Raw genomic sequence first — 7,400 nt, 5'->3', positions numbered from 1 at the left:
GCGGCTGATCTACTGCGCCATCTCGGGGTTCGGACACACCGGCCCCGACGCCCTGAAGCCGGCCTACGACCAGATCATTCAGGGGTTGAGCGGGGTGATGGCGGTGAACGGGGACGAGCGGCTGAACCCGCTCCGCGCCGGCTTTCCGGTGTGCGACACGGTCGGCGGGCTGAACGCCGCCTTCGCGATCCTGGCCGCGCTGTACCACCGCGAGCGGACCGGCGAGGGGCAGTTCGTCGACGTGGCGATGCTCGACTCGATCATGCCGCTCATGGGGTGGGTCGCGGCGAACCTCCTGATCGGCGGGCAGCAGCCGGTCTTGATGGGGAACGACAACTTCACGGCGGCGCCCTCGGGGACCTTCCGGACCCGGGACGGATGGGTGAACATCGCCGCGAACAAGCAGGAGCAGTGGGAGGCGCTCTGCGAGGAGCTGGGCCTGGCCGAGCTCGTCGCCGATTCGCGCTTCCAGAAGCGGGACACGCGGAAGAAGAATCGGAAGGAGCTCACGCCGATCCTCGAGGCGCGGCTCACGCAGTGCCCGACCGCCGTCTGGGTCCAGCGCCTGAACGCGCGCGACGTCCCCACCGGCGCCATCCTGAGCCTCGAGGATGCGCTGCGCCAGGCGCAGATCCGCCATCGGGGCACCCTGTCCGACGTCCCCGTGGAGGGGATCGGCACCATCCCGCTCTTCGGCCTCACCGCGAAGTTCGAAAAGACACCGGGCGCCATCACCGGTCCGCCGCCGCGCCTTTCGGCGCATACCGCCGAAGTGCTCGCGGGAGCCGGCGTGGGCGGCGATCAGCTGGGCGCCCTCCGGGCGAAAGGAGTCGTGTAGCCCCATGGGGATGACGTACGTGCAGAAGCTCCTCGCGCGCGCCCTCGGCCGCCGCGATCTGGCCGTCGGGGACGTGGTCGAGCCGCCGGTCGATCTCGCGATGTCGCACGAGAACGCGGCGCTCGTCCTGAACCAGTTCCACGAGATCTTCCAGGGGACGGGCCGCGACCCCCGCGTCTGGGACTCCCAGAAGATCGCGATCGTCTTCGACCACCGCGTACCCGCCGAATCGGCGAAGACGGCGAGCAACCAGAAGAAGGTGCGCGAGTTCGTGGCGCGCGCCGGAATCGCCAAGTTCCACGACGTTCGGGGCGACGTGGGCGGGATCTGCCATCAGATCCTTCCCGAGAACGGTTACGTCCGACCCGGCGCGGTCGTGGTGGGCACCGACAGCCACACCACGACGCATGGCGCGCTGGGCGCCTTCGCGTTCGGCATCGGCGCGACCGAGATGGCCTCGGTCTGGACGCTGGGGCGCATCCTGAACGTCGAGGTGCCCGGCACCATCCAGGTCGTGGTGAACGGCGCCTTCCGCGACGACGTCTATCCGAAAGACCTGATCCTCCACCTGATCGGGGAGATCTCGGCGGAGGGGGCGAACTACAAGGTCCTCGAGTTCACGGGCCCGGCGATCCACGCGATGTCCACGTCGGGACGGCTGGTGCTCTGCAACATGGCGGTCGAGGCCGGCGCCACCGCCGGCGTGGTCCCGCCCGATTCCGAGACGCTGCGCTACCTGAAGGAGGAGGCGGGCGTGAAGGAGCGGATCGAGATCTTCGGTCCGGACCCCGACGCCGCCTACGACCGCGTGATCCACGTCGACGCGGGAGCGCTCACGCCGCAGGTCGCCTGTCCCCACACCGTCGACAACGTGAAGTCCGTCGAGTCGGTGAAGGGGACGAAGGTGCAGCAGATCGTCATCGGCTCCTGCACCAACGGCCGGCTGGACGACATCGAGGTCGCGGCTCGCACGCTCCGGGGACGCAAGGTCGCGGCCGGGACGCGCATGCTGGTCTTCCCCGCTTCGTGGCGGATCTTCCACCAGGCGCTGGACCGCGGCTACCTGCGCGATCTCATGGAGGCGGGTGCCGTGGTGTGCAATCCGGGCTGCGGTCCCTGTCTCGGCGTCCACCAGGGCGCGCTGGGCGACGGCGAGGTCGCCCTCTCGACCACCAACCGGAATTTCAAGGGACGGATGGGCAACCCGACCGGCGAGGTTTACCTCTGCTCGCCCGCCGTGGCCGCGGCCAGCGCGGTCTCCGGCGTGATCACCGATCCGAGGGAGGCGCACTGAGATGACGGAAGGGCTGGTCGTGAAGAAGCTGGGAGACGACGTTTCCACCGACATCATCTATCCGGGCCGATTCATGGCCACGGTTCTCCCGAGCGAGACCCCGCAGCTCGCGTTCGCCGACGACGCGGCCTTCAACGGCGCGCTGAAGAGTGGCGGCGTGCCCGCGGGCAGCGTCCTCCTGGCGGGGAAGAACTTCGGATGCGGCTCCTCCCGCGAGCAGGCGGCGTCCTGCCTGAGAGGACACGACCTCGTGATCGTGGCGCGGGACTTCGCGCGCATCTTCCTCCAGAATGGCATCAACCTCGGGCTCCGCATGGTGATCTGCCCGACGATCGAAGCCGAGGAGGGGGACATCCTCGGTTTCCGCGACGGCGGCGTCGTGAACCGCCGAACCGGAATGTCGTACCCCGTCGTGCCGCTGCCGAAAGCGCGGCAGGCGATCATCGACGCCGGCGGCCTGATCCCCTACACGCGGAGACTCCTGCTCGCGAAACCGGCGTAGGAGGCGTCATGAACGCGCGAGGGCGAGGGAACGTTCTGGCACGAGTCGCGCGGATCGCCCTGGTCGCCCTGGTTGCGACCACGGCCTCGCGGTCCGCCCGGGGGGAGGGGAACGCCGTCCCCGGCGAGCTGATCGTGAAATACCGAAGCGGCGTGTCGGAGAGCCGCCGGGAGCAGCTCGCGGCGGCGATTCCCGGGCTCACGCGCGTGAGCCGGCTATGGATCGGCGCCGATCACGTTCGCGTCCCCCCTGAGGCCGCCGCCCGCGCGATCGCCACGTTGAGCGAACTCCCCGACGTCGAATACGCCCAGCCGAACCACTACGTCTACGCCCAGGCCACCCCGAACGACCCCAGCTTCACGCAGCTCTGGGGGATGCTGAACACGGGGCAGGGGGGCGGGTACGCGGGCTGCGACATCGACGCGACCCTGGCCTGGGACCTCTACACCGGCGATCCGACGCTGAAGATCGGCGTGATCGACACCGGCATCGACTACACGCATCCCGACCTGGCCGCGAACGTCTGGACCAACCCCGGCGAGACCCCGGGCAACGGCAAGGACGACGACAGGAACGGCTACGTGGACGACGTGCACGGCTACGACGTCGTGAACCACGACGGCGACCCCATGGACGACGGCTTCCACGGAACGCACGTCGCCGGAACGATCGGCGCCGTGGGGAACAACGGCGCCGGCGTGACCGGGGTGAACTGGCACTGCCGCATGGTGGCGATCAAGTTCATGGATGCGACCGGGGTGGGAACGGAGGCGGACGCGATCGCGGCCATCGGCTACTCCGTCGCGGTCGGCTGCAGGCTGACGAACAACTCCTGGGGCAACATGCCGGGCAGCCAGGCGATGCTGGACGCGATCAACGCCGCCGGGGCCGCGGGGCAGCTGATGATCTTCGCGGCGGGAAACAACGGATGGAACATCGATGCCGTGCCGTTCTACCCGCCCTCCTACCGGGCGCCGAACATGATCGTCGTCACGTCCACCGACGGACGGGATCTTCGCCCCACGCTGACCAACTACGGCCCGCTGACCGTGAATCTCGGCGCGCCCGGCTACGGCATCTACTCGTGCAAGCCGGGTGGGCTCTATCAGTCGCTGAACGGGACCTCGATGGCAGCGCCGCACGTCACCGGCGTGGCGGCTCTCGCCATGGGCCTCCTCCCGTCCGCGACGATCGGGCAGATCCGCCAGCTCATCCTGGCCAACACCGATCCGATCGCCTCGATGAACGGCACCACCTCCACCGGCGGCCGGCTGAACGCCTACAAGGTTCTCCTGAACGCCGACGGCGTGCCGCCCTCGCGCGTGACCGATCTCGCGGCCGCCGACGTCGGCTCGACGGTGCTGGGGCTGGCCTGGACCGCTCCCGGCGACGACGGGCTCACGGGCACGGCCGCCCAGTACGAGCTCCGGATGTCGGCGTCCCCGATCGACGAGACCAACTTCGGCAGCGCCACGCCGGTCCCGCTTCCACCACCCAGGGCGGGCGGCCAGGGCGAGAGCGCCGAAGTGTCGGGCCTCGCATTCACGACCGGCTACCATTTCGCGATCCGGGCGGTGGACGAGCTCGGAAATCGCGGGCCGGTGTCGAACGACGCGCCGGCGACGACGCTCGGCATCCCGGCGATCGCGCTGAACCCGCCCGCCTACACGATCTATGTCGCGCCGGGATGGGTGCGGGACACCACGCTCGTCGTGTCGAACGTCGGACAGGGGAGGCTCGATTTCCGGCTGCCGTCGCCCTCCGCCGCGCCGTGGCTCTCCGCCATGCCCGACTCCGGGCGCGTGCTCGCGGGAGGCCAAGCCGCGGTCACGCTGCACGTCGACGCGACCGGGCTCTTCGATGGCGCGTACGATGCCACCGTCTCGCTCACCGAGAACGACCCCGTGACGCCCGCCTCGAGCGTACCCGTCCATCTCGTCGTGAACGTGCTGACGGCCGTCGGGGACGCGCCCGGCCCGGAGCGCTTCCAATTCCGGAGGGTGTCCCGGACGCCGGCCTCCGACCACGCGACCCTGGAGCTGTCGCTGCCGGGAAGCGGGCGGGCGGAAGTCCTCCTCTTCGACGCCCGAGGGCGGCGCGTCGCGCGCCTGGTGGAGGGGTTCCTGCCGGGCGGGGTGCACCGGCTTCAATGGGACGGCACCGACGCGGGAGGAGCCCGCGTGGGATCGGGACTCTACTTCGCCCGGGCCCGCACGCGCTTCGGGACGTCGGTCTTGCGGATCGTCGTTCTGGAATAGAGGCGGGGGACGAGCGGGGAGCACGCGCTGGCCGTGATGGGGCCATGGGTCTATAGTCCGGCCCATGTCCCCCCTCACGTCCCCCGGAGGGCGGGGTAGGCCGGACGGGAACGCACGCTTCCGGGCGTGGCTCGCCGTCCTGGGCGCCGCCTACGCCGCGGCCCTGGCACTTGCGAGCCGCAGCACGTCCGCAAGCCTGTGGGGCATTCATCACGCCGCGTTCCTGGATGGGACCACCCGCGCTCTGGTCCTGGGCCTTGCGGCGCTCGGTGCCGCACTCCTCGTTTTGTCGGCGGCGCGCGGTGTCCGGCAGCGTGTCGCGGCCCCGCGTTCCTCGAAGGCGCGTGGTCCCGCGCTCGCGACGATCCTGCCGCTGTACGCGCTCCCTCTGATCGGCATCGCCTTCTGGTCGTTCCGCGTCCGCTCCTATTTTCTCGGCGACGGAATCGTGTGGCTCGCCAACCTCACCTCGGGGCAATTTCCTCGATTCAGCGAGCCGCTCTCGACCGAGACGTGGCATGGCTACACGCGCGCGCTTCACGCGCTGGGCCTGGTGCCCGACGCCGCCTCCCTGGCCCTGCTTTCGGTCCTCTGCGGCGTGATCACGGCGGGTCTCCTGTGGCTGCTTGCGCGCGAGATGGCGCCGAGGGCGCGGGGGCAGATCGCCGGCGCCGCGCTCCTGCTCACGCTCGGGGTCACCCAGCTCTATTTCGGATACATCGAGAGCTACCCGATCGTGAGCGTGCTCGTCGTCGCGTATCTCCTCGCCGGCTCTCGGGCCGCGCGCTCGGAGCGCCCGGAGATCTTGCCCGGGATCGCGCTGGCGCTGGTGGCGGCGGCGCACATCGTCTCGCTGCTGCTCGCGCCGTCCTACGTCTGGCTGGTGGCGCGGATGCGCGCGCCCCTGTGGCGAAGGGCGCTCCTGCTCCTCGTCCCCGCGATCCTCGCGGCGGGCCTCTTCGCCTGGCTCCGCTTCAGCGTGGCCGACCTGCTGCGTCCGTTCCATACGATGGAAACCGCGCTCCAGGGAGGGAGCGGGGCGTTCGGCTTTACGGCACGCGGCTTCCTCTCGGCGCGACGATGGGTCGATCTCCTGAATCTGGCCCTGCTGCTCGCGCCGGTGCCCATCGTGGTCCTTGGCGCTCGCCTGCTCGCCGGGTGGGGGCATCATGCGGAGGGCGCCACATCGAGCCGGGCTCCGGTGTTTCTGGCGATGGCCGGAGCGCCGGGTCTCCTCGCCGCGCTCTTCCTCGTGGTGCCCGGCTCGCCCGCCCAGGACTGGGATCTCCTCGCGATCGTTCTCCTGCCCGCGGCGGTGGCCGCCGTCGCGGCAACCCTGCCCGCGCTCGAGCGAGCTTCGCGACCCGCCCTGGCGGGACTCGCGATCCTCGGCCTGGCCGGCCTCTCGGGGTTCGTCCTGGTGAATGCCGACGAAGCCGCGGGGCTCCGTCGCTTCACATCGCTCGTGGGCGAGGACGCGGCGCTTCGACCCCACGAGCGCGCCTACGGCAACGAGAAGCTCGCCACCTACTGGTCGAACCGCGGCGACTACGATCGCGCGCTCGTCCACGCCCGTCGGGCGGTCGAAGCCGAGCCCGCGAATCCGCGCTACTGGGTCAAGGCGGGAGGGGCCTTGGTGTCGCTGGGCCGCCAGGACGAGGCGGTCCCGTTCTTCACCGAAGCCATCCGCCGCGATCCCGGCCGCGCGGACGCCTATTACGACCTGGGAATCTGCTATGCCAAGGCGGAGCGCTACGACGAGGCGGTGGGCGCGTTCCGCTCCGCCGTCCTCAGGGACGGCGACCGCCCCGACTACCGCCACAATCTCGGGTTGATGCTCTACGCGGCAGGGAAGCCCGACTCGGCGCGGCTCGTCTGGATGGAGGTCTTGCGACGCTGGGAGGGCTATCCGCTGACCGTGCGCTCGATGGCCCGGCGGTTCGGCGGTGCGGAGAGCACCGCCACTGCCGCCATGAGCCCGTGAGAAGTGACGGTCGCGAGGCGGCGCCATACGGCCGGATCCGATATCTGTTACGATGGACACCCTTGATGCGTTGGCGGACGACAGGCTCTGGAGACTCACCATGACCCAAAGCAAGATCCAAGAGGTGGATTCGCTCGGACTTCTGGAAGGACTGTACGTCGAGAGCTCGGCCCATGGGCATCTCGCTTCCGAGACGGGTGGGAGTGACGAGCTGCGGGAGCTGGTGGCCAGCCTGCTCGCCATGATGGGAGGCCGCACGTTCCAGCTCGGGACGCGGCATGGGCACTGGAACGCGATCCACAAGCGGTTGGACACCGAAGGACAGAAGCTTTGGGTCGAGACGGTGCCCGGCACCGGAATGCAGGAGGCGTTGGCGCCCGCGGCGCGCAGTACGCACATGTACGCGTTCCACATCGCCCGCCAGAAGCCCCAAGCAGGGCTCCCCAAATAGGAGACGGCGCCCGCACCGTCCGGGTGCGAGCGCCGCGCATGCCGTTGGCGTCCGCCACGTCCGCTGGGACCCG

6 protein-coding genes are annotated in these 7,400 nt (G+C 70.1%); all 6 read left to right on the top strand.

What is annotated here, in order from left to right:
* On the top strand, window positions 1–838 hold an 838-nt coding region (locus VE326_02765; protein ID HYJ32117.1), incomplete at its 5' end, for a CaiB/BaiF CoA-transferase family protein.
* 4 nt (window positions 839–842) lie between these two features.
* Window positions 843–2,132: a 3-isopropylmalate dehydratase large subunit gene (locus tag VE326_02760; protein HYJ32116.1), complete on the top strand. Its 1,290-nt coding sequence runs from the start codon at window positions 843–845 to the stop codon at window positions 2,130–2,132.
* Window position 2,133: 1 nt separating this feature from the next.
* A complete protein-coding gene (locus VE326_02755) occupies window positions 2,134–2,634 on the top strand; it encodes a 3-isopropylmalate dehydratase (GenBank protein HYJ32115.1) in 501 nt (166 codons plus the stop codon).
* An 8-nt stretch (window positions 2,635–2,642) separates the two neighbouring features.
* On the top strand, window positions 2,643–4,892 hold the full coding sequence (locus VE326_02750) for a S8 family serine peptidase (GenBank protein ID HYJ32114.1): 2,250 nt from the start codon (window positions 2,643–2,645) through the stop codon (window positions 4,890–4,892).
* Window positions 4,893–4,956: 64 nt separating this feature from the next.
* Window positions 4,957–6,876, top strand: coding sequence for a tetratricopeptide repeat protein (locus VE326_02745; GenBank protein HYJ32113.1), 1,920 nt, complete (start codon window positions 4,957–4,959; stop codon window positions 6,874–6,876).
* Window positions 6,877–6,976: 100 nt separating this feature from the next.
* Window positions 6,977–7,327: a hypothetical protein gene (locus tag VE326_02740; GenBank protein ID HYJ32112.1), complete on the top strand. Its 351-nt coding sequence runs from the start codon at window positions 6,977–6,979 to the stop codon at window positions 7,325–7,327.
* Window positions 7,328–7,400 lie beyond the last annotated feature (73 nt).

The sequence above is a fragment of the Candidatus Binatia bacterium genome (assembly GCA_035631035.1).
In the GTDB taxonomy this organism is placed as follows: domain Bacteria; phylum Eisenbacteria; class RBG-16-71-46; order SZUA-252; family SZUA-252; genus DASQJL01.
Note: the sequence above shows the minus strand (reverse complement) of the source record. Positions and strands in the feature narration are given on the sequence as shown.

Bases quoted from the DNA above. Each gene is read 5' to 3' on its own strand.
- VE326_02760 (HYJ32116.1), top strand. From the start codon at position 843: ATGGGGATGACGTACGTGCAGAAGCTCCTCGCGCGCGCCCTCGGCCGC.
- VE326_02745 (HYJ32113.1), top strand. From the start codon at position 4,957: ATGTCCCCCCTCACGTCCCCCGGAGGGCGGGGTAGGCCGGACGGGAAC.
- VE326_02740 (HYJ32112.1), top strand. From the start codon at position 6,977: ATGACCCAAAGCAAGATCCAAGAGGTGGATTCGCTCGGACTTCTGGAA.
- VE326_02750 (HYJ32114.1), top strand. From the start codon at position 2,643: ATGAACGCGCGAGGGCGAGGGAACGTTCTGGCACGAGTCGCGCGGATC.
- VE326_02755 (HYJ32115.1), top strand. From the start codon at position 2,134: ATGACGGAAGGGCTGGTCGTGAAGAAGCTGGGAGACGACGTTTCCACC.